Annotated in this window: 18 protein-coding genes and 1 tRNA gene; 13 read left to right on the top strand and 6 right to left on the bottom strand. The window is 65.5% G+C overall.

The window, feature by feature from the left end; all coding sequences use genetic code 11:
* Nucleotides 1-15: 15 nt before the first annotated feature.
* The 4 genes from uvrC to ACFSCW_RS05695 all read left to right on the top strand — a co-directional run bounded on the left by uvrC (nucleotide 16) and on the right by ACFSCW_RS05695 (nucleotide 4,859).
* Nucleotides 16-1,938, top strand: a complete 1,923-nt coding sequence (gene uvrC / locus ACFSCW_RS05680; protein ID WP_380887766.1) for an excinuclease ABC subunit UvrC — start codon at nucleotides 16-18, stop codon at nucleotides 1,936-1,938.
* Between the two features lie 102 nt (nucleotides 1,939-2,040).
* Complete coding sequence (gene recO, locus ACFSCW_RS05685; RefSeq protein ID WP_380887767.1) at nucleotides 2,041-2,643, top strand: DNA repair protein RecO; 603 nt, start codon at nucleotides 2,041-2,043, stop codon at nucleotides 2,641-2,643.
* Between the two features lie 78 nt (nucleotides 2,644-2,721).
* Nucleotides 2,722-3,765, top strand: a complete 1,044-nt coding sequence (gene leuB, locus ACFSCW_RS05690; protein ID WP_380887769.1) for a 3-isopropylmalate dehydrogenase — start codon at nucleotides 2,722-2,724, stop codon at nucleotides 3,763-3,765.
* Nucleotides 3,762-4,859 carry a glycosyltransferase gene (locus ACFSCW_RS05695; protein ID WP_380887771.1) on the top strand — a complete coding sequence of 366 codons (1,098 nt, stop codon included), beginning with the start codon at nucleotides 3,762-3,764 and terminating at the stop codon, nucleotides 4,857-4,859. The genes leuB and ACFSCW_RS05695 overlap by 4 nt, the downstream gene beginning before the upstream one ends.
* A 332-nt stretch (nucleotides 4,860-5,191) precedes the next feature.
* Here ACFSCW_RS05695 and ACFSCW_RS05700 read toward each other — a convergent pair whose 3' ends face one another.
* Complete coding sequence (locus tag ACFSCW_RS05700) at nucleotides 5,192-6,415, bottom strand: glycosyltransferase family 39 protein (RefSeq protein ID WP_380887773.1); 1,224 nt, start codon at nucleotides 6,413-6,415, stop codon at nucleotides 5,192-5,194.
* Between the two features lie 51 nt (nucleotides 6,416-6,466).
* Here ACFSCW_RS05700 and metZ point away from each other — a divergent pair, with 51 nt between their 5' ends.
* The 6 genes from metZ (at nucleotide 6,467) to ACFSCW_RS05730 (ending at nucleotide 11,414) form a co-directional block, all read left to right on the top strand.
* Nucleotides 6,467-7,672 (top strand): O-succinylhomoserine sulfhydrylase, encoded by a 1,206-nt coding sequence (gene metZ, locus ACFSCW_RS05705; RefSeq protein WP_380887775.1) that lies wholly within the window; start codon nucleotides 6,467-6,469, stop codon nucleotides 7,670-7,672.
* A complete protein-coding gene (gene apaG / locus ACFSCW_RS05710; RefSeq protein ID WP_380887777.1) occupies nucleotides 7,669-8,067 on the top strand; it encodes a Co2+/Mg2+ efflux protein ApaG in 399 nt (132 codons plus the stop codon). The genes metZ and apaG overlap by 4 nt, the downstream gene beginning before the upstream one ends.
* Entirely contained in the window at nucleotides 8,064-8,849 is a 786-nt protein-coding gene (locus ACFSCW_RS05715) for a LysR family transcriptional regulator (RefSeq protein WP_380887779.1), read from the top strand. The genes apaG and ACFSCW_RS05715 overlap by 4 nt, the downstream gene beginning before the upstream one ends.
* A 149-nt stretch (nucleotides 8,850-8,998) precedes the next feature.
* Nucleotides 8,999-9,673 carry a PEPxxWA-CTERM sorting domain-containing protein gene (locus tag ACFSCW_RS05720; RefSeq protein WP_380887781.1) on the top strand — a complete coding sequence of 225 codons (675 nt, stop codon included), beginning with the start codon at nucleotides 8,999-9,001 and terminating at the stop codon, nucleotides 9,671-9,673.
* A gap of 288 nt (nucleotides 9,674-9,961) precedes the next feature.
* A complete protein-coding gene (locus ACFSCW_RS05725) occupies nucleotides 9,962-10,636 on the top strand; it encodes a PEPxxWA-CTERM sorting domain-containing protein (RefSeq protein ID WP_380887783.1) in 675 nt (224 codons plus the stop codon).
* A gap of 139 nt (nucleotides 10,637-10,775) precedes the next feature.
* Nucleotides 10,776-11,414 (top strand): histidine phosphotransferase family protein, encoded by a 639-nt coding sequence (locus ACFSCW_RS05730; RefSeq protein WP_380887785.1) that lies wholly within the window; start codon nucleotides 10,776-10,778, stop codon nucleotides 11,412-11,414.
* Nucleotides 11,415-11,560: 146 nt separating this feature from the next.
* Here ACFSCW_RS05730 and ACFSCW_RS05735 read toward each other — a convergent pair whose 3' ends face one another.
* Nucleotides 11,561-12,499, bottom strand: a complete 939-nt coding sequence (locus tag ACFSCW_RS05735) for a peptidylprolyl isomerase (RefSeq protein WP_380887787.1) — start codon at nucleotides 12,497-12,499, stop codon at nucleotides 11,561-11,563.
* Between the two features lie 60 nt (nucleotides 12,500-12,559).
* Here ACFSCW_RS05735 and ACFSCW_RS05740 point away from each other — a divergent pair.
* Nucleotides 12,560-12,650, top strand: a tRNA-Ser gene (locus ACFSCW_RS05740).
* 39 nt (nucleotides 12,651-12,689) lie between these two features.
* On the opposite strand, the gene ACFSCW_RS05745 is transcribed toward ACFSCW_RS05740, so the two are convergent.
* Genes ACFSCW_RS05745 through ACFSCW_RS05755 form a run of 3 tightly spaced genes read right to left on the bottom strand, consistent with a single transcriptional unit; the run spans nucleotide 12,690 to nucleotide 15,435 of the window.
* Entirely contained in the window at nucleotides 12,690-13,415 is a 726-nt protein-coding gene (locus ACFSCW_RS05745; protein WP_380887789.1) for a Crp/Fnr family transcriptional regulator, read from the bottom strand.
* Nucleotides 13,412-13,795: a response regulator gene (locus ACFSCW_RS05750; protein WP_380887791.1), complete on the bottom strand. Its 384-nt coding sequence runs from the start codon at nucleotides 13,793-13,795 to the stop codon at nucleotides 13,412-13,414. Before ACFSCW_RS05750 ends, ACFSCW_RS05745 begins: the two co-directional genes overlap by 4 nt.
* The gene (locus ACFSCW_RS05755) at nucleotides 13,792-15,435 is read right to left on the bottom strand and encodes a sensor histidine kinase (RefSeq protein WP_380887793.1); all 1,644 of its coding nucleotides are present in this window, start codon (nucleotides 15,433-15,435) and stop codon (nucleotides 13,792-13,794) included. The genes ACFSCW_RS05750 and ACFSCW_RS05755 overlap by 4 nt, the downstream gene beginning before the upstream one ends.
* A gap of 197 nt (nucleotides 15,436-15,632) precedes the next feature.
* Here ACFSCW_RS05755 and ACFSCW_RS05760 point away from each other — a divergent pair, with 197 nt between their 5' ends.
* Complete coding sequence (locus tag ACFSCW_RS05760) at nucleotides 15,633-17,531, top strand: tetratricopeptide repeat protein (RefSeq protein ID WP_380887795.1); 1,899 nt, start codon at nucleotides 15,633-15,635, stop codon at nucleotides 17,529-17,531.
* Between the two features lie 137 nt (nucleotides 17,532-17,668).
* Complete coding sequence (locus tag ACFSCW_RS05765) at nucleotides 17,669-18,655, top strand: PEPxxWA-CTERM sorting domain-containing protein (RefSeq protein ID WP_380887797.1); 987 nt, start codon at nucleotides 17,669-17,671, stop codon at nucleotides 18,653-18,655.
* Nucleotides 18,656-18,680: 25 nt separating this feature from the next.
* On the opposite strand, the gene ACFSCW_RS05770 is transcribed toward ACFSCW_RS05765, so the two are convergent.
* Complete coding sequence (locus ACFSCW_RS05770; RefSeq protein ID WP_380887799.1) at nucleotides 18,681-20,447, bottom strand: tetratricopeptide repeat-containing protein; 1,767 nt, start codon at nucleotides 20,445-20,447, stop codon at nucleotides 18,681-18,683.
* Between the last annotated feature and the right edge of the window lie 112 nt (nucleotides 20,448-20,559).

Consider the following 20,559-nt stretch of genomic DNA (forward strand, 5'->3'; position numbering starts at 1 on the left):
TAACTGTGACAGCCCATGTCCCGTCCGCAAAGCCCTGACCGTTTCAATGAGGAGACCGCCACCTATTCGGTGCGCGGCGCCGACGCGCCCGATCTGGAAAAAGGCGTGGCAGCGATCCGCAACGTGCTGAAGACGCTGCCGGTGCGGCCGGGCGTGTACCGGATGCAGGATGCGCGCGGCGACGTGCTGTATGTCGGCAAGGCGCGGGCGCTGCGGAACCGAGTGACCAACTACACGCAGGTCACGCGACTCTCGCGTCGGCTGCAGCGGATGGTCGCGCAGACCCGGTCGATGACGATCGTCACGACCAACAATGAAGCCGAGGCGCTGCTGCTGGAGGCGCAGCTCATCAAGCGCTATCGGCCGCCATACAACGTGCTGCTGCGCGACGACAAAAGCTTCCCGTACATCCTGCTGCGCGCCGACCACGACTTTCCGCGCGTCCAGAAGCATCGCGGGGCGCAAAAGATCAAAGGCAATTACTATGGACCGTTCGCCAGCGCCGGGTCGGTGACGCGGACGCTGAATGCGCTGCAGAAACTGTTCCTGCTGCGGTCGTGCTCGGACAGCTTCTTCGCGAACCGCTCGCGGCCGTGCCTGCTGTATCAGATCAAACGCTGCTCGGCGCCATGCGTGGGGCGGATCGACGCGGCCGGCTATGCCGAGCTGGTCGGCGACGCCAAGGCGTTCCTCGCCGGCAAATCGACGCAGGTGCAGGCGAAGCTGGGCGCCGCGATGCAGGCGGCTGCGGAGAATATGGATTTCGAGCTGGCCGCCGTCTTCCGCGATCGGCTGAAGGCGCTGACCTTTATCCAGGGCAGCCAGGCGATCAATGCGGAAGGCGTGGGCGACGCCGATGTGTTCGCGCTGGCCTGCAAGGCCGGCACGATGTGCATCCAGGGCTTCTTCATCCGCGGCGGCCAGAATTGGGGCCATCGCAGCTTCTTTCCGACCCACACCGAGGATTTGAGCGAAGAGGAAGTGCTCGCGAGCTTCCTGATGCAATTCTACGAGGAAGTGCCGCCGCCGCGGTCGATCCTGCTCGACCGGCCGCTGACCGAGGGCGAACTGATCGCCGAGGCGCTGTGCGAACAAGCCAAGGGCAAGGTCAGCATCACCAACGCCCATCGCGGCGACCGGCGGCGTCTGATCGAGCAGGCCAAGCGCAATGCCGAGGAAGCGCTGGATCGGCGTTTGGCCGAGAGCACGACACAGGCGAGAATTTTGCGCGAGCTCGCCGATCTGTTCGAGCTGGACGGGCCGCCCGACCGTATCGAGGTGTTCGACAACTCGCACATCATGGGCACCAATGCGCTGGGCGCGATGGTGGTCGCGGGGCCGGAAGGCTTCCGCAAGAACAGCTACCGCAAGTTCAACATCAAGCGGCCGGAGACGGCGCCCGGCGACGACTTCGCGATGATGCGCGAGGTGTTCGAGCGGCGCTTCGGGCGCGCGAAGAGCGAGGACCCGGACCGCGAGGGCGGCGACTGGCCCGACCTGGTGCTGATCGACGGCGGGCGCGGGCAGCTCAATGCCGCAATGAACACGCTGGAGGAAATCGGCGTCGAGGATGTCGCGCTGGTCGGCGTCGCCAAGGGACCGCATCACGGTCGTGAGGGGCGCGAGGTGTTCCACCTGATGGATGGGCGTGAGGTGACGCTGCCGCCCAATTCGCCGGTGCTGTTCTACCTTCAGCGGCTTCGCGACGAGGCGCACCGCTTCGCGATCGGCGCGCACCGTCAGAAACGGGCCAAGGCGATCGGCGTCAGCTCGCTTGACGAAGTGCCGGGCATCGGGCCGGCGCGGAAAAAGGCGCTGCTGATGCATTTCGGCACGGCAAAGGCGGTGCGGTCGGCGAGTTTGGAAGATCTGGCCAAGGCGCCGGGCGTGTCGCGGTCGGTGGCGCAGCAGGTGTATGACTTTTACCATGCGCGGTGACGTGCGTGCCTCGACTTCGCTCGGCATGGACGGGACTTTGATTCGACAACCTTCTCCACCGTCCATCCCGAGCGAAGTCGAGGGACGCACCTTTTTTCCACTATGCTGATCACCACGCCAGCGATCGTCGTCGCTGTCCGCGCGCATGGTGAGCATGGCGCGATCGTGCGGGCGTTGACGCCGAATGACGGGCTGCAGGCGGGCTATGTGCGTGGCGGGCGGTCGCGGCGGCTGCGGCCGGTGCTGGTGCCGGGCAATCTGGTGGAGATCGAGTTTCGGGCGCGGGTCGAGGAACAGCTTGCCGCCGCGACGGTGGAACTGACGCACAGCCGGGCGCCTCTGCTGTCCGAGCCGCTGCCGGCAGCGGCGATCGAGTGGGTGACGGCGCTGGTTGCGTCGGCGCTGCCCGAGGGGCTGTCCGTTCCCGCACTCTATGAGGGGCTATCGGGCGTTCTCGATGCGATCGAGCATGCGCCGAGCGCGCGGGGCTGGGCGCTTGCGCTGGCCCGGTTCGAGCGGCTGTTGCTGATCGAGCTCGGCGCCGGCGATGCGCCGAAGGAGGAAGCTTCGGTTCGCGAGATGCTCAGGGAAAACGGCAAGGCCCTGGATCACCGCATTTTCGCGGACCGCCGCGGCGATGTGCTCGCGGCGCGGGAGAGGCTGGTGGAGAGATTGTCAAAACTGGATTCGTCACCCCGGGCTTGACCCGGGGTCCCGCTTCTTTGCACTGCGGCCAAGCAAAGCGGGATCCCGGCTCAAGGCCGGGATGACGAGGGGAATCGGATGCTCATTGCTGTGTTGCCGGGAGACGGGATCGGGCCCGAGGTTGTCGCCGAAGCCGTTCGCGTGCTTGAAGCGCTCGGCCTCGGGCTGCGGTTCGAGGAAGCGCCGGTTGGCGGGGCAGCCTATAAGACCAAAGGCCATCCGCTGCCGCCGGAGACGCTCGCGCTCGCTCGGCGCGCCGACGCGATTCTTTTCGGCGCGGTCGGCGACCCTGACTGCGATGCGCTGGAGCGGTCGCTGCGGCCGGAGCAGGCGATCCTGGGGCTGCGGAAGGAGCTTGGCCTGTTCGCGAACCTGCGTCCGGCCAAGGCCTTTGCCGAACTGGTCGACGAATCGGCGCTGAAGCCGGAGATCGCGCGCAGCATCGACCTGATGATCGTCCGCGAGCTGACCGGCGACGTCTATTTCGGCACGCCGCGCGGCCGCCGCACCACCGATGCGGGGCTGCGCGAAGGCTATGACACGATGCGCTACGACGAGGGCGAAGTGGCGCGGATCGCGCGCACCGGCTTCGAGACCGCGCAGCGCCGCCGCAAGCGGCTGTGCTCGATCGACAAGATGAACGTGCTGGAGACGTCTCAGCTCTGGCGCGACGTGGTCATCGAGGTCTCCGCCGACTATCCCGATGTCGAGCTGACTCACATGCTGGTCGACAATGCCGCGATGCAGCTGGTCCGCAATCCCGGGGCGTTCGATACGATCGTCACCGGCAATCTGTTCGGCGACATCCTGTCCGACCAGGCATCGATGTGCGTCGGCTCGATCGGGCTGCTGCCCTCGGCGGCGCTCGATGCGAACGGCAAGGGGCTGTACGAGCCGATCCACGGTTCAGCGCCGGATATCGCCGGGCAGGGCAAGGCCAATCCGCTCGCGACGATCCTGTCGGCGGCGATGATGCTGCGTTATTCGCTTGGGAACGCCGAAGCGGCGGATCGGATCGAGGCTGCCGTGGCGCGGACGCTGGCGGAGGGCGCGCGGACCGCCGATCTGGGTGGATCGCTCTCCACGCGCGAGATCGGCGACCGGGTCCTCGCTTGCCTGTGAAGCCGCTCGAACTCGCTGTCGTCATTCCGACGTTCAACGAAAGCGGGAATATCGGCGAGCTTGTGCGGCGGCTCGATGCCGCGCTGAAGGGCCGCGAGTGGGAAGCGGTGTTCGTCGACGATGCGAGCCCCGACGGCACGGCGCAGATGCTGCGCGAGATTGCAGTGAAGGACCGCCGCATTCGCGTGATCGAGCGGATCGATCGGCGCGGACTCTCTTCGGCCTGTATCGAGGGGATGATGGCGACGGGCGCGCCGCTGATCGCGGTGATGGACGCCGATCTGCAGCACGATCCGGCAGTGCTGATCCGGCTGGAGAACGCCTTGAAGGCGGACCCCGAACTCGACCTCGCGATCGCGTCGCGTTTCGTCGAGGGCGGTGGAACGGGCGACTGGGAGAGCGAGCGGGTTGCCAAGTCGGAGACGGCGAGCCGTATCGCGCAACTGGTGCTGAAGGCCGAGCTGACCGATCCGCTCAGCGGCTTTTTCATGATCCGGGCGAAGCGGTTCCGTGAGCTGGCGCCGCGGCTGTCCGGCATCGGCTTCAAGATCCTGCTCGACCTGCTCACCACTGCGCGGCGGCCGCTGCGTTTCGCCGAGGTTCCGCTGCAGTTCCACCGGCGCGAGGTCGGCGAATCGAAGCTGGATCATGTCGTCGCGATGGAGTTCCTCGTCGCGCTCTACGACCGCATGTTCGGCCGCATCATTCCGACGCGGTTCGCAATGTTCGCGCTGATCGGGGTGATCGGCGTTGCCGTGCATCTGAGCCTGTTGTGGCTCTTTTTCGGACTGCTCGGCGCCGAGTTCGTGGTGGGACAGATCACCGCAACGATGGGCGCGATGACGTTCAACTTCTTTCTGAACAACGCGCTCACCTATCGCGACCGGCGGCTGCACGGCACCCGGGCGTTGCTCCGCGGCTGGCTGAGCTTTTGCGCGGTGTGCTCGATCGGCGCTGTCGCCAATATCGGCATTGCCGCCTTCTTGTTCGAGGAGCGCTACGCCTATGCGACGGCGTCGGCGCTGGCCGGCGTGCTGGTTGCGGCGGTGTGGAATTATGCGCTGTCGAGCCGCTTCACCTGGGGCCGGTATTAGGGTCTGCCTTCCGCTCCCGCATCGGCGTGACGGGGCGTATTTTGGTCTGTGGGTAGGAGCGAGGAGGAAGCGATGATTATACATCGTGACCGACCGAGCGACGCCCTCCACAGGCCAAAAGACGCCCCGCCGCTTTAGCGGTCGCCCGGAGAGGCGCGCTGATGAGCAGGTGAAACTGTCCCCCGGACAGTTTCAGCCATGTCCGGGGGACATGGCGGCCTGCCTCATCGTCGCTTGCTTGCGCGTAGCTTCTGCTACGCGACTGCGCCGCGCTCCTCGCCAGCGCGCCTCTCCGGGCGATCACGCTCGATGTGGGAGTGGAAGGCAGACCCTTAGGGCCAGGTCGAAAGCCACATCCAATGCTCGAACGCGCGGTCGCTCCAGAGCGGCGCGGCGGAGAGGATCGGGTAGAAATAGGCGAACACGCCAAAGCTCAGCACCATGAACGCGGCCGGAAGCCACCGTTCCTTCGTCCGGTAGCCGTGGTGGAAAGCGGCGGCGAGCAGGAGCGGCAGCACGAGGCTTGGGAAGTAATAGTAATAGTAGAAGCCGATCTTTTTCGGGATGGCGATCCAGATGCCCATCGCGAAGAGATAGAGGCCGGCGAGGAGCAGCAGCGGCCGGCTGCGATCCTTGAGCCCGTCCCACAGGCACGCGGCGAGCGCGACGAGGCCGCCCCACATCACCGCCGGATTGCCGACCAGCAGCACACCGCGCTGAACGCCCTCGACCCGCTCATAGAGATACCAGATCGGCCGCGTGATCAGCGGCCATTGCCAAGGGCTGCTTTGATAGGTGTGATGGGCGAGCGGGCGAGTTTGCAGCTCATACATATGGAGCTGCCAGTCGATGAGCTGGTCGAGCTTGAGGGGGGTGGTCGTGTAGAACAGCGCCGGCGCGAAAGTCGCGAAATAGGCGATCACGGCTGACACGCTGAAAATGATCGCGGCGCGCAGTCGTTCGCCGCGCCATCCGATCAGCACGGCGAGCCCCAGCGGCAACGCGAAGGGTAACGCGCTCCATTTGCAGCCTGTCGCCAGGCCGATGCAGATGCCGGCACCGATCAGCCAAGGCCGCGCGCCGAGGCGACCATAGCCCCACACGAGCAGTGCAATCGCGTCAAACAGGAACGCGCCGGCGAATACGTCCAATGTGGCGATCCGCGCCTGGATGAACAGCATCTGGTTCAACAGCGCGAGTAGCGCCGCCGTCGCGGCGGTGCGGACATCGCCGAACAGGCGCAGCGCGATCGCGTAGACGGCGAGGACGGTCCCCGTCCCGGCGACGCTGCTCAGCACGCGCCAGCCCGCCGAGTTGTCCCCGAAAATCGCGGTCGACAGCCCGATCAGCCATTTGGCGAGGAGCGGATGCTCCTCGTTCGCCGGCTTGATCATGCCGAACACGTCGTGTCCCGCCGGCACGTAATAGATCTCGTCGAACATCAATTTGTGCGGCTGGCCGATCCGCACCGCGAGCAGCAGCTCGGCGACCGCGGCGAGCAGGAGCGCCATCTGGAGGGGGCTAAAGCGCTCCAGCCATGCCACCAAAGATTTCATCTTGCCCCCACGCGGTTGACGCTTTGCCCCCCTAGCTTGCAAAGCGCGCGTGTGAAGAGGCGCACAGGACAAAATCGGGAGATCACCGCGAAGTGGCGGCCGGCCACGCTTGCAGTGCGTGGCGGCACGGCGCGGTCGGAATGGGGAGAGACGTCGGAAGCGCTCTTCCTGACCTCCGGCTATGCCTACGACTGCGCGGGCGACGCCGCGGCGCGGTTCGCGGGCGAGCAGCAGGGCATGACCTATAGCCGGCTGCAGAACCCCACCGTCGAGATGCTGGAACAGCGGATTGCGCTGCTGGAAGGCGCGGAAGCGGCGCGCTGCATGGCAAGCGGCATGGCGGCGATGACGGCGGCATTGCTTTGCCAGCTCTCGGCCGGCGATCACCTGGTCGGCGCGCGGACGATGTTCGGATCGTGCCGCTGGCTGACCGACAATCTGCTGCCGCGCTTCGGCATCGAAACCACGATCGTCGACGGATCGGACACCGCGGGCTGGGAAGCGGCGGTGCGGCCGAACACCAGGGTCTTCTTCTTCGAAACGCCGGCCAATCCGACGCTGGAAGTGGTGGACCTGGAAGCAGTCTGCAGCATCGCGAAGGCGCATGGCATCACCACGGTCGCCGACAATGCGTTCGCGACGTCGGCCTTGCAGAAGCCGATGACGTTCGGCGCGGACGTCGTCGCCTATTCGGCGACCAAGCTGATGGACGGGCAAGGGCGCGTGCTCGCGGGCGCGGTCTGCGGGACGGAGCAGTTCATCAACGACGTGCTGCTGCCGTTCACGCGCAACACGGGACCGACTCTGTCGCCGTTCAATGCCTGGGTGGTGCTGAAAGGCCTGGAGACGCTCGACCTGCGCGTTCAGCGGCAGAGCGACAATGCGCTCGCCGTGGCGCGTTTCCTCGAAGGGCGCGCGCCGCGGGTGCTGTATCCGGCGCTGCCGAGCCACCCGCAGCATAACCTGGCGATGCGGCAGATGGAGCGGGGCGGGACGATCCTGTCCTTCTTCGTGCGCGACCGGGCGCAGGCGCATCGCGTGCTCGACGCGCTGGAGCTGATCGACATCTCCAACAATATCGGCGATTCTCGCTCGCTGATGACGCACCCTTCGTCCACCACCCATAGCGGCCTCTCGGCGGAGGTGCGCGAGTCGATGGGGATCACCGAAGGCATGCTGCGACTGAACGTGGGTCTCGAGGACCCGGCCGACCTGATCGACGATCTCGACCGCGCGCTCGGCGCGGCGGGGCTGTGAAGGCGTTCTTCCCCCATGCCCAGACCACGCGCGGCGTGACCGTGCGCGTGTCGGTCAGTTACCTGCCCGAGCAGTCGGAGCCGGACAAAGGCCGCTGGTTCTGGGCCTATCACATTCGCCTCGAAAATGAGGGTCGGATGGCGGTGCAATTGCTCACGCGCCACTGGATCATCACCGACGGGCGCGGGGCGCGGCACGAAGTGCAGGGCGAAGGCGTGGTCGGCGAGCAGCCGGTGATCGCGCCCGGCGAATCCTATGATTATGTGTCCGGCTGCCCGCTTGCGACGCCGACGGGGCAGATGCGAGGCAGTTACCGGATGATCGGCGAGGACGGATCGCTGTTCGACATCGCCATTCCCCGTTTCCCCTTGGTCGCGCCGGCGGTGCAGGCATGAAGCGCACGCATCTGCCGCTGAACGGCCTGCGCGTGCTCGATGCGGCGGCCCGGCATCTCTCTTTCACGCGCGCCGCCGACGAGCTGGCGGTGACGCCGGCGGCGGTGGGCCAGCAGATCCGCGCGCTGGAGGACACGCTGGGCGTCGTGCTGTTTCGCCGCACGGCCCGTGGGCTCGAGCTGACGCCCGAGGCTGAGGGCGGGCTGGAAGCGCTCCGCCACGGTTTCCTCTGTTTCGAGGACGCCGTGCGGGCGATGCAGGCGGGCCAATCCTCCAAGGTGCTGACGATCGCCGCGCCGCGCGACCTGACCGCGCGCTGGCTGGCCGGGCGATTGGCCGACATCGCGGCCGCCGATCCGGAGCTGCGCTTCCACCTGATCGCGGCCGACGAAGCGATCGACTTCACCGAAGCCAATCTCGATGTGGCGATCCGCCTGATGGTCGACAAAGGCGAGCACGAGGGCGTGCGGATCGGCGGCACAGAATTTTGCCGGGTGGCTGGTGCAGCCGGCGATACGGAACGCTGGATCGCGTGGCCCGGCCATGCCGCGCCAGATCCGATTATACGCGTCTCTGATGCCGGACTCGCCATAGACGCCGCCGTGCGCGGGCTTGGCAGGGCGCTCGTGCCGGAACTTCTGGTGCGCAACGATCTCGAATCCGGCGCCTTGCAGAGTTTGGGCGAGAGCGTCGATCAAGGGCTAGGCTACTGGCTGATCGCGCCGACGCCGCAATGGAGGCAGGCCAAGGTCAAGCGTCTGGTGGAACAGCTCCTGGGCTGAGCGCCGAATGTTTCATTTTGGAACGCGCATCCCGTCCATTAATACTTTCAATCGACCCCTGATTTGGGTTATGTTCCCCCGTCGAAGAAGCCCTTCAAGGGACGTCGTCCAAGTCGCGTAGGCGTGGCGATCGTTGAGAGGGGGTTTCCATGAAGAAATACGCTTTCCTAGCGGCTGCTGTCTTCGCGGCGTTCCCTGCGCAGGCTGCGCAAGTCTTTCCCGGCAACGGGATCGGGGGGCCGGGAGCGACAATCGACTTGTTCGATGCGACGACCCGGGGCACTCTGCTTGCCTATTCCGAAACCAGCGGATCGGCGTTGACCTTTGCTACCAAGTTCCGGTCGGCCGTCTATCGGAACACCGATGGCAGGCTGGACTTTTACTATCAGGTCGAGCGCACCGGGGCCGGCAGCGCCGGAGACAATGCGATCCAATCCTTCACCGCAGCGAATTTCGGCAGCTTTGACGTATTCGCCTTCCGTGACGGTTCGGATTTCGACGGCGCGGGCGGATTCCTGCCCGCTGGCAATCCGGGGACCTTTACGTCCTCGGCCAACCGCTCGTTCGACGGCAATGTGATGGGTGTGAATTTCGGTCCGAACAACCTGGTCGGCACCGAAAACAGCACGACCTACATTTTCCGGACCAATGCGTTCGCCTTCACGGCCGGCACGTTCGGCGTGATCGACGGTTCGACCATCCAGGGTCCGACCTTCGCGCCAAGGGTGCCCGAACCGGCAACCTGGGCGATGATGTTGGCGGGCTTTGGCGCGATGGGAATCGCCATGCGCCGCAGCGGAAAGGTGAAGGCCGTTCTCGCCTAGCGTCTATTCGCTATCCTGCGGACGACATCTTCCGGGGGGCTGGACGGCGTCGCAGACCGGGTATGGATATCTGGTTGACAGCGACGCCGCCTTGGCGCTGCCAGGCGGCCTAGCCTTATCGAGTGGCTCTCGGCTCCCAGAGCGTTTCATTTTGGGAACGTTTACCCCTGATTAACTGCTTTGCGGCGCGCGGAACATCGTTTATTACGGTGGCGCATTAGAAGCCTCGCCAAGAGGACCGACTCGACGTCGCCGAGTTGCTTCGCGACCTAATGTTAGGGGGTTTGTATGAAAAAATTGGCTTTTGCGGTTAGCGCTATACTCGCGACCTCGCCGGCTTTCGCGGCGCAGGTTCTGCCGGGCGATGGCATCGGCGGAAATCCCGGCGCGGCCATTGACAACACGTTCGATGTTTCCACTCGCGGCACGCTGCTCGCATCGAGCTCGGTCTCGGGTACCGCGTTGACCTTCGCGGGTACGTTCAACTCCGCGGTGTATCGCAATACGGATGGCAACATCGACTTTTACTTCCAAGTCGTTCGCACCGGCGCCGGCTCGGCCGGCAACAATGCGATCCAGTCGTTCACCGTCCAGAATTTCGGCGGCTACGACATTTTCGCGTTCCGTGACGGCTCGTTCAATCAGGCCGGTTTTCTGGCGCCGAACAATCCGGGCACCTTCACGTCGGTTGCTACCCGCAGCTTTGACGGCAATGTGGCCGGTGTGAACTTCGGTTCGAACAACCTGGTCGGCACGGAAAACAGCACGACCTACATCCTTCGCACCAACGCGCGCGGCTTCACGGCCGGCACGTTCGGCGTGATCGACGGTTCGACGCTGCAGGGCGTGACTTTCGCCCCCGCGGTTCCCGAACCGGCGACCTGGGCGATGATGGTCGGCGGTTTCGGCATGCTGGGCTTCTCGGTCCGCCGCAGCCGTCGCGCCAAGACGGTTCTCGCCTGAACTCAGGCTCAGAGCTAAAGGGGAAGGGCGGCTTCGGCCGCCCTTTTTCCTTTGGGGGCTCGCACGGACCGAGTCTTTCCGCCGACGAGTTGCGGTGCTGCCCCTTGCCCCGCGCCACGCGCTCCGCCAGAGGAGCGGCATGACCTCAGCGATCGACTTCGCCAGCCTGCTCTGCTCCCGCCTGTGCCATGACCTGCTGAGCCCGGTCGGCGCGCTCAACAACGGCCTGGAACTGCTCGCCGACGAGCATGACCCGGAGATGCGGGCGCGCTGCCTCGACCTGCTGAACGAAAGCGCGCGCGCCTCTGCCAACAAGCTGAAATTCTTCCGACTGGCGTTCGGCGCGGCGGGCGGCTTCGGCGACGAAGTCGACGCGCGCGAGGCGAAAGTTGCGATCGAAGGCATGTTCGGCGAAGGCGGGCGGGTCGAGATCGGCTGGATGGTCGAGCCGGCGACGCTCAGCAAGACCGCGATCAAGGTGCTCTTGAACCTGGCGCTGATCGCCGGCGATGCGCTGGTGCGCGGCGGACGGCTGGACATTGGCGCCGAAAAGACGGCGAACGGAACCGAGATGGTCGTGCGTGCCGAAGGGCCGCGGCTGGTGCTCGATCCCGAGCTGCGCCAGGCGCTGGAAGGCAAGACCGCCGAATCCGAGGTGACGCCCCGCGCGGCCGCCGCGTGGCTGGTCAGCGAGCTGGTGCGTCAGGCGAACGGCCAGGTGCAGGTCTCCGCGCCCGAAGAACCGTTCGTGATGTTCGGCGCGCTACTGAGGGGCTGACGCGACGAACAATTGGGCCATTCGTCCAAACCCGTCCATGCCGAGCGAAGTCGAGGCACGCACTTTTTGACGGACAGCCAGTGACGCCAGTGCGTCCCTCAACTTCGCTCGGGATGGACGATTGGGGGTAAGCGCCAAGTGCGATCCTACGGCTTGCGCCGGATCGGCACCGGCACATTGCAGATGTCGGCGCCGCCCGCGGGCACGATGAAGAAGGCGTCCTTCCGGTTTGCCCGCGCATTGGCATAGGCCGCGAAACTGCCGCTTTCGGTCGAAAGATATTGGAGGTGCGGCCGCTCCGTTTCCGGAAGCTCCGAGGCCAGCCGGATCGAAACGATCGGCACGCGCTGCTCAGGCTTTTCGTAGAAGCCGAGACTACCGGTTCCGCGCGGCAGGCTGGAGAGATTCTCGATTCCCTCCACCACGCGTCCGACGACGGCAATGTTGCGGTCGAGATGCCGCGGCGCATGGCCGATCACGGTGTAGAGTTCGGCGCCGTTGCCGGCATCCGGCGAGAGATTCCGGCCGACGCCGATCATGCCGTAGCAGTGAGTTGGCCAAGCCTGTTCAGCGCCGGCAGCCAACTGCCAGCCTTTCCAATGAAGCGTATGCCCCCCAGCAACGTAAGGGTCGGTCTGTTTTGGCCCTTCGTCGAGACCGGACATCGTCGATAGATCAACGACGCTCGTCCTTAGGCTGCGATCGAGTCTCCAATCGCTGACATAGCCCTTCTCAGACGTCGAGAGCAGCCCCGCCGGCAACGGCTTCTTCTCGGTCGCGTCGCCCCATTGGACGACGTAATTGTCCTGCACGCGGTTGACGCTGGTGCCGTCCCACCAATGCGCTTTTGCCAGCGTGCGGATGTTCGCGATCCAGGGTTGGGAGAAAGGCGGGGCCATGAGCTGGATCGTAACGCGCCGGGGTTGGCCATCGCGGTCGGGCGCGAGCTGCATGACCAGCAGGTCGTCGGGCTTGATATCCACCCAATCGCTGGCCGGCGCCGCGGCGACGATCTCGCCGGGCGACTTGGGCGTGACTGCGGGAGAATGGGCGGCGGTCTGGAGCAGCAGAGCGAAGATCAGCATGGAGACAGACATTGCACGCCGATATCCAAGAGGATAGGGGGCTGCACTTCCAGTGCATGCGGAGCGGTGGCCGAGTGGTCGAAGGCGCTCGCCTGGAAAGTGAGTATACGGCAAAACCGTATCGAGGGTTCGAATCCCTCCCGCTCCGCCACTTCAGGGTCGCCCGAATTCGGCTCCCCTCCGGGCCGCCTTAGGCGTGGCTGGCGCTTGTCACCCTGATCGGGGCGCGGCCGATCTTGCGGGCCAGTTCTGCTGGGTTCGGCAAGTGCAGGCGTCGGCCTCTCCACTCCAGATCGTTGGCGCGGCGCATCGTCTGCACGACGCGATTGACGTGAACCGAGGTCAGCCCAAGCGCATCGGCCAGCAATTCCTGAGTCAGGGGCAAGTCGAAGCCGGTCTCGTCGGCTAGGCCGCAAAGGCTGAGCCGCTCGTGCAACTCCAGCAATAAGTCGCCGATCCGCTCCTGCGCGTTCATGCGGCCGAGCCGCGCGATCTGGCTGAGCAGGCGCGCTTCCTCCAGCGCCTCGCTGATCGCGTAGGCGTCGGCGAGCTGGGGAAATTTCCCGGCCGAGGGCGCGGCGCAAGACGTCAGCGCCGTCACTGCGACCACCGTTGAAACCGCGAGCGGCTCGGGCTGGCGGCACATGCCGACGAGATCGCCGGGCAACAGGAAGCTGAGAAGCTGCCGCCGCCCGTCGGCGAGCAGGCGAACCCGCGCCGCCCATCCGCTGACGATCATCCGGGGCTCCGCGATCTTCCGCCCTTCGCTCAGGAGTTCGCGGCGTGCCGGCGTCTGGCTGCTGCGATCGATGGCCGCGACCACAGCCATCAATTCCTCGCCGCTGAGCGGCGCGAGCCGGGACAGGCGCAGGGCGGCGGGAGGCAGGCTGTTGCTGGCTTGCTGGACCCTAATCATGCTTCGGCCTCCACACCTACAAGCTGTTCCACGCACGCGAGCACGGCGCGCATGGAGAAGGGCTTCGCGACGCGCGGGGCGTCCCGATAGGCATCCGGCAACGCCCAACCGTCATAGCCCGTGAGAAAAACATAAGGGACCGATTGCTCGCCCAGCCTGTCGGCGATCGGATAGGACGTGGTGCCCTCAAGATTTACATCGAGGATCGCAGCGTCGATCGGTGCGCCTCCGAGGAGCGACAGGCCTTTGCCGATATTGCCGGCGGGGCCGACCACGGTCGCGTCCTCCTTTTCGAGCGCGCGCTTCAGGTCGGAGGCGATGAAATACTCGTCCTCCACCACCAGAATGGTCTTGCCGGCGAGCCGGCCGGTCGGGGTCACGCTTCCTTCCATATCGGCACCGCCAGTTCGTCCTGCCCAGGCATGGGCAGGGAGATGGTGCAGCGAACGCCGCCGCCCCGGAATTCCAGCTTGGTCTCGGCCCCTAGCCGATACGGCAATGCCTCTTCGATCAACTCGCTACCGAACCCTCGTCGAGTCGGCTTGACCGCAACCGCGGACACACCCTGTTCCGTCCATATAAGATCGAGTCGTTCAGATTCCCCATAACTCATGTTAGCGGTCCAGCGAATATCGAGCTTTCCCGTAGAATTCCTCAATGCCCCGTATTTCAAGGCGTTGGTCGTGAGTTCGTGGATCGCCAGACCGATCGATTCTGCCTCTTTCGAGGTCAGAGCGACGTCGGGACCACCTATCGTCAGATGGGGCCCGTCGCTCACTCCGACGCTCAAAAGTTCGTCGCGGATGAGGTTCTCGAGGTCGATCAGACCGCCAACGTTTTGCGTCACGACCACCTGCGTTCGGGCGAGGCTGTCCAGCCGTCCTTTGAAGTGATCCGCGACGTCCTCGAGCGTTCCGCCGGCTTCGATCGTGCGGTCGAAGACGGATCGCACGACAGTGAGGATATTGCGCACCCTGTGCTGCAGCTCGGCGACCAGAAACTGCAGCCGGTGCCTGCTCTCCCGCAGTGCCGCTTCGGCGTTTGCACGTTCGACAGCCGCCCAGGTTCGTTCGGCGGTTTCCTCGATCAGACCGATGGCGTCGCTCCAGTCACGTGGCTTGGTGTCGGCGACGATGACGGCTGCGATCAGGTTGCCTTTCTTGACGATCGGCACGGCCGCGATCGAACGCATCCCGATCTTTCCCCAGCGCGCGCGCGCCTTCGCGCTGAACAGCGGGGAATCCGAGATGTCTTCGATCGCGAGGGCGTGACCGGCCTGCAGGCGATCGAGGACGGCCGTGGATTCCACCGGATAGGTGCCGACGATGCCCGGCACGCCGGCGCGCACATGGCTCGCGCGGACCGTCATCAGCTGTTGCGGCGTGCGTGTAAGCTCGCCGTAATAGGTCCAGGCCGCATCCAGGCTGTCGCCGAGGATTCGCGCGGCCTCTCCCTCGATCTCGGTCGCGCCTTCCAGCGGACGCAACGTGTCGCTCAGTCTCAGCAGGAACGCCCGTTGCTCCTCGATCTGCAGGGCCGCCTCGCGATGGGCCGCTGCAAGGTGCCCCGCCGTCGTCTCGAACAGAGTGACGAGCACGCCGGCAACGTCGCGGCCCTCGCGAAGCGGGCTGTAGGTAAGCGTGAACCACGCATTCTCGATCGGGCCGTGGCGCGCGATCGGGAACAGCTTGTCCTCGAACGTCAGCGTCTCGCCGGCCCCGACGCGATCGTAGATCGGCGCATTGATGTCCCAGACTTCGGGCCAGCATTCGCGCGTCGGCTGACCAAGGCCGGCCGGATGCTTGTCGGCCATGATGACGGCATAGCCGTCATTGTAGATCTGGATGAGATCGCGGCCCCACAGCACGATCATCGGAAAGCCGTGATCGAGCATCAGGTCGACGGTGCTGCGCAGTTCCGGCGGCCACGATTCGATGGGGCCGATGGGCGTGGCCGACCAATCATGGTCGCGGATGCGCCGCGCCATTTCGCTTTCACCTGCCGGCCAGTCGCTCGCCATCGGGCCTCAACCTACATCCAAGCGGTTTGGTCCGCTTGCTCTCGATCCCTATGGAGCGCCTTCACACGGATCAAAGCAACAACTCTGCGACGACAGGTTGGACGAAATCGGGCTGCCGTCCCGATTTCTTACGGCATTGACAGTTTGGCGGCTTTTCTTTCGCGCAAAACTGGTCCCTAATCAGGGCGGTGGGGGAGATGGCGATTGGCGACGGTTCGGGGATGACCAAATACGCCGCGTTCATAAGCTATAGCCACTCCGACCAGGCGACTGTCCGCTGGCTGCATCGCGCATTGGAGACCTATCGGCTGCCGCGGGCGCTGATCGGCACCGATTCGCCATTCGGGCCGGTGCCGCGCCGCCTGCCGCCAATCTTTCGCGACCGTGACGAGCTGCCGGCCAGCGGCGACCTGGGCGAGCATCTTCGCGCGGCGCTGGCCGATTCCCGTTTCCAGATCGTGGTGTGCAGCCCGAAGGCGGCCAAGTCGAAATGGGTCAACGAAGAAATCCTGACCTTCAAGCGGCTGCACGGCGAATCGCGCACCCTGGCGCTGATCGCTTCGGGCGAGCCTTACGAAGGCGGGGACAAGGAGTGCTTCCCGGAGGCGCTGCGTTTCCATCTCGGCCCCGACGGCAATCTCTCCGACAGCCCCGCCGAGCCGATTGCCGCCGACATCCGTCCGGGCAAGGACGGCAAGCGGCTTGCGCTGCTCAAGCTCATCGCGGGCATCACGGGGCTGCGGCTGGACCAGCTTGCACGGCGCGATGCGGCGCGTCGGCAGCGGCGGATGATCTGGGTCACCGCCGCCTCGATGGTGATCGCGCTGACCACGATCGGCCTCGCCATCTATGCGGAGAGCCAGCGGCGGGTGGCGGTGCAGCAGCAGCTTCTCGCCAATCGAAGCCTCGACTTCCTGATCGGCACGTTCGCGATCGCGAATCCAGCGACCGATAACCCGCGCACGATCACGGCACTGACCATCCTGAACCGCGCCAGCCGCCGCGCCGGCGTCGAGCTGCGCGCCGAGCCGCAGGTGAGCGCCCGGCTGCTGCGCGCGACGGGCGAAATCTATTTCAATCTCGGTTTGGCTCGCGAAGCCGAGCGCGACCTGCAATCCGCGCTGATGCGCCTGCCCAAGGAAGGGGAGGAGCGGGCGCGCGTGCTGCTGAAGCTCGCGACGGTCGAGAACAAGCGCGGCGACCTCGCGGCGGCTAAGCGGACGATCGACCAGGCGGCTGCGTCCTATTCTAAAAGCGCCTCCTATGCGGCGGAACTCGATGCCGAGGTCCTCGAGCAGCGGGGCATGGCCGAGATTCTGGCCGGACGTTACGCGGATTCGGCGCGGCTGCTCGGCCAGGCGGCGCAGCGCTATAGCGAGCTGCCAGGCGATTACCGCGAGGCGCTGGGACGCGTCTGGATGAACGAGGCGCACTCCCTTGTCCGGCTCAAGCGGTTCGAGGAGGCGGACAAACTGTTCGCCCGCGCCGAGGCGAGCTACACGGCCGCGTTCGGCACCAATCACGTGCGCACCGCGACCGCCTTCCAGAACCGCGCGCTCGCCGATTTCGAGCGCGGCCAGCCCGCTTTGGCGGCGAACCGCATCAAGCAGGCCATTGCGATCTACGACCGCGTGCTGGAAGGCGATCATCCGACGATCGGCGCGGCGCTGATCCTGCAGGGGCGGATCAGGACCGCGCAAGGCGATGTGCCCGGCGCCTTGGCCGCGTTCGATCGGGCACGGGCGCTCTACGTCAGAGCTTATGGGCCGACCAACGCCGCCGTCGGGGACGTCGATTTCTATGCAGCCGAGGCCGAGGAGAAGCGGGGTGCGACAGACGCGGCATTAGCGCGACTGGCGCGGACCAAAGCGATCTACGATGCGAATTACGGAGCGATCGATCCCGATCAGGTCGAGTTGCTGCTGGCGCGATCGCGGGTGCTGGCGGCGGCCGGCCGGGCCGACGACGCCAAGCGGGACTGCGATGCCGCCTCGACGATCCAGCGGAAGCTCGATCCGCCTGGGCCAGCGCTGACGTTCGCGACGGGCGCCTGTGCCCCGGTTCGGGACGCTCGATCCGTCGCATCCACCCTTTAGCAGCGGTCGAAAAAGGGTTAATAAGGCCTCACTGCTGTAAGGGGGAATTCAGTATGCGCACCACCGCGTCCGGTGAGCCGTCTGCCGCTTGCCTCATCCGCACATCCTGCACGCCTGTTCTTCTTGCTCTTCCGCTGATGTGGGCGGCACCTTCCGCTGCCGCGATCGTCACGGAAGTGTCGATCCAGAACACTTATAGCTTCGCGAATGCGAACAAGTCGGTGCCCGTGACGACGGGCGGATCCACCGAAACCTTCTACGAAGGCGCCACGGATCCGGGCCAGGCCGAACTTGGGGTCAATTACACGGCCACTGCGGACAAGGGCGGCTTCTTTTTCCTGCACGACAATTATTGCGTCGGTGCGTGCCAGACCTCAAGCAGCACGGTGATCACCTTCACCGTCACGAACACCGGCGACGGCCCGGTCGATCTGCGGTTCGACTCGCAGATTACGCCGGGGCACATCGCCGAAATCCTTGCTGACGGCAGCCAGCGCGGATCGTTCAACTTCAGAGTGACCCGGAATGTCGTCGGTGCGGAACCTTCGACGCTCTACAGCGCGAACGGCGGCGTCAATTCCGACGGCATCTTCCTGAACACCGGCGGCCTGACGTTCAACAATCTCATTCAGCAGTCCGACCCGGACGGCCGCTGGAAAGTGTTCGACTGGAGCACGACCAATCTGAGCGTGCCCATCGGCCAATTGGCAGGAGGACAGACAGTCGAAGTGTCGTATATCGCAACCTACAACACCACGTCGGACGCCACCTGCACCGACATTTTTGCCTGCCCCGGCCTGCAAGTGGTGTTCGGGGACCCCCGCAACGACGGCGGCGTGACCAACCTCGCTGGCCGCGGGGACGTGGCATTGGACGACAACGCCATCTATCCGGTGATCGGCCGGAACTATGATCCGCATTTCGTCGCCGCGCAGGTCGTGACGTCCGACACGCCGCTCCCGAACGATCCGCCGGGCCTGCCGAAGACCAATTACGGCCCGCTGTTCGACCCGCGCGTGCTCGGCGTCCCCGAGCCTGCGACCTGGGCGATGATGATCGGCGGCTTCGGCATGATCGGCAGCATGGCGCGCCGCAGGAAGGTCCGGCCGGCAGCAATCTGCTGATCGTTCCGCGACTGGCCGGAGGCGCTCAGACGGAGCCGTTGGAGCGCCTTCGCAACGCGTAAAGCGGATACTGCCCGAAACCCTTGGGCAGATCGATCTTGCCGACATAGGTCGCGCTGAATTTGTCCGATGCGGTGTTGGCCAGAACGGCGGCGAGCGGTTCGCTTGCGTAGATGCTGCCGGGGGGCGTCAGCGGCTCGACGCGGGCAGCGCGCGAAATCTCGGTGCCGTAAAAGGCTTCCCGCCCGGCGATCGGATCGCTGCCGTGATAGACCGGGCCGAAATGCATGCTCACGCGCATCTGCGTGGGGCGATCCAGCCCAAGCTCGGTCGGCGCGACGTCTAGCAAGGCCGACTGAAGTGCCAGCCCCGCATCGGCCGCCGCCTCCGCGGTCTTGAACACCGCGAACACGGCGTCGCCCCAGCTATTCGTGAAGTCCAGCGCGGCGCGGTGATCGTCGAGCACCGAGCCGACCGTGGCCATCACGCGCGACCAGAACAGCGGCAGCTTGCCTTCCTTGATCCGCGTGTATCCCGGGAAATCGGCAAAAAGAAACGCCTTGAGGCACCGATTGCCCGGCTCTGGCTCGCTTGCTTCCTGTTTGACCGATCGGTCCAGATCGTCGGCTGGAATGGTCACGGTCATTCCGCCGGTCGAGCGCCATTCACGGACGTCGTGCCCGGTGCCGGCCGGAGCATCGTCATGCATCTTGCCGTCCCAGATCACGAGCTGGATGGCGTGCGTCCCCAAATGCATCGCGCGCAGCCGCGCCATGCCCATGGCCACGGTCGATCCATATCCGAACTGAGCGGGATCGTGCACATATTGCGCAAGAGTGGCGAAGCTGATCCCGGCGGCCTGCTCGCGGACGGCATGATAGCGTTTGAGCCATTGATCGCCAGCAGGCGCCACGGAACTGGCGATGAAATCGTCCTCGCGAAACGGGAAGACGAGGTTCAACGTGCTGCCGCGCGCGAGCAGGCGCTCGGCGATCAGGATGTCGGCGCCGGCGGCGAGGGCGCCATAGCCGAAGCCGACGCTCAACTCGTCGAGGCGCCGGTCGATCTCGGCCGCGATCGCTCCTTCCCTGATCGGGTCGGTCTTGAAGATGTGGCCCGAAAAGAACACGACCGCCGGCGGGATCAGCCGGCTGATGATCGGCCGCATCCGGTCTTCCGCGGCTTGATGCCTCGCCAGCAGCTCGAACTGCCTCAGCGTTGTCGAGCGCGCGCCGAAATTCGCGCCGGGCAGGTTCAACGCCAGCTCGATCGCCTTTGCGGCCTCGGCCTCCTGGCCCAAAATGGCGAGCGCTTCCGCGCGCGTCGCGGCGCCGTAATAGTCGCTGGGCATTGCGACCGACGGCGCCCTCAGCGCGATCTGCGCGAAATACTCGGCCTGCTCGCGGTCGCCGGCCAAGAGGTTCAGCGTCGCCGCGTTGATCGCGGGGAACGGATCGCGCGTACGCCGGTGCGCTTCCGCATAAGCGTCTGCCGCCTGTTTGAGCTCCTCGGCCGCGCCGCCATGCTGGAGCGCCCGATCCTTCAACAATCGCGCGCCCAGGGAGCGGCTGTCGACATCTTCCGCCGCCGCCAGGCCGCTTTGCTCGTACAGCCGCATCGCCTGCTCGGTTTCGCCCATGCGGGCCATCGCCAATGCCGCGAGGTAGGCGAGCTCGAGCGAGCTCGACAGCCCGCTGTTCTGCCGCGACAGGTCATAGGCAGACAGGAGATCGCCGCGCTCGATAGCGGCCTGAGCCCGTTCGATCAGCGAGGCCTGTGCCCAATCGTTCACTTTGGCCTGTCTCTCCTACGCCACCGGAACCTGCATCATGGCGGAATGGCCGCGCAGGTAAAGCCCGAAGCCACAACAATATAGGTCTGCAGTTCACCTTTCGTTCGATCTG

Source organism: Sphingomonas tabacisoli, assembly GCF_042678385.1.
Classification (GTDB): Bacteria; Pseudomonadota; Alphaproteobacteria; order Sphingomonadales; family Sphingomonadaceae; genus Sphingomonas_B; species Sphingomonas_B tabacisoli.